This window comes from Proteiniphilum sp. UBA1028, from assembly GCF_002316955.1.
GTDB lineage: Bacteria > Bacteroidota > Bacteroidia > Bacteroidales > Dysgonomonadaceae > Proteiniphilum.
In genome coordinates this window covers 5,006-6,278 of sequence record NZ_DCEN01000067.1, presented here as the reverse complement: position 1 = coordinate 6,278, position 1,273 = coordinate 5,006, and the positions used below count along the sequence as shown (strand labels likewise).

Here is a 1,273-nt window from a genome sequence, read left to right as displayed (position 1 = left end):
GGCACGTCCAGCACAAAATAGCTCAGAAGCAGAATAATGACAAAGTCGATAAAAGAGATCACCATATAGGGAATGGTCTTTGCGAAGATCATGGTTCCCTGTTTCAACGGCGATGCGAGGAGTACCTCCATGGTCCCTCTCTCTTTTTCACGGACGATTGACACCGAGGTCATGATGGTGCAAATGATCATCAGTACCAACCCCATGATGCCCGGTACAAACATATAGGATGATTTCATCAGCGGATTGTAGATCATCCGATTCTCAGTCTGGATCTGAAACGGTATCTGTATCAAGTCGGTTTGTTCCCGTTGAAATCCCGCTATGATAGCCGTGGCATAGGTTGCCGCGATGGAGCCCCGGTTTGGGTCGGAACTGTTGGAAAGCAGTTGTACGTCAGCTTCTCCCGAGTGCACCAACTCCTTCTGGAAGTTTTGCTGAAAGACCACTGCCAGATCGAGCTCACCTTTCCGCATCGACTCTTCCATTTCATCCATGGTTTGAACGCTTCCCCGATAATTGAAGTAGGAGTTCTGCCGTATCCGTTCCGCGATGCCCGTGGTGAAAGCATCGGGAGTGGGGTCGTAGACGGCCACACGAATGTTCTGTACCTCCATGTTTACGGCAAAGCCGAACAACAGAACTTCCACTACAGGCATCCCCAGGATTATCAGCAAGGTCCTATTGTCCCGGATGATATGCCGGAACTCTTTTTTTACAAATGCTATAAATTGTTTCATTAGTCCCCCCTCTTTGCTTTACGTGCCAATTGTCGAAATACCTCATCCATGGAGTCGGCGCTGAACCTGCGGCGCAACTCGGCCGGTGTGTCCAAGGCGTCGATACGGCCATCCACCATGATCGATACCCTGTTGCAGTATTCAGCTTCGTCCATGTAGTGCGTGGTTACAAAAACGGTGATCCCCCGGTCGGCCGCATCGTAGATCATCTCCCAGAACTGCCGACGCATGGCCGGGTCAACTCCGCCCGTAGGTTCATCCAGAAAGACAATCCTGGGCTCATGAAAGATGGCCACGGAAAAAGCCAGTTTTTGTTTCCATCCCAACGGGAGGTATTTCACCAGGGTGTTGCGCTCCTGTTCAAAATCCAATTGCTTCAACAACTCGTTCGTCTTTTCCGCAATTGTTTTATCAGATAACCCGTAGATACCCCCGAACAGGCGGATATTCTCCCAAACTTTCAGGTCTTCGTACAGGGAGAATTTCTGGCTCATGTATCCTATATTCCGTTTAATCCGTTCATTTTCTTTAAT

At 49.3% G+C, this 1,273-nt stretch carries 2 protein-coding genes; both read right to left on the bottom strand.

Going from position 1 to position 1,273, the window contains the following annotated elements; genetic code table 11:
- Positions 1 to 740 (bottom strand): ABC transporter permease (locus B3Z75_RS11395; RefSeq protein WP_294071717.1); only part of this gene is annotated, 740 nt, incomplete at its 3' end.
- Positions 740 to 1,273 (bottom strand): ABC transporter ATP-binding protein (locus tag B3Z75_RS11390; protein WP_294071715.1); only part of this gene is annotated, 534 nt, incomplete at its 5' end. The genes B3Z75_RS11390 and B3Z75_RS11395, both read right to left, overlap by 1 nt.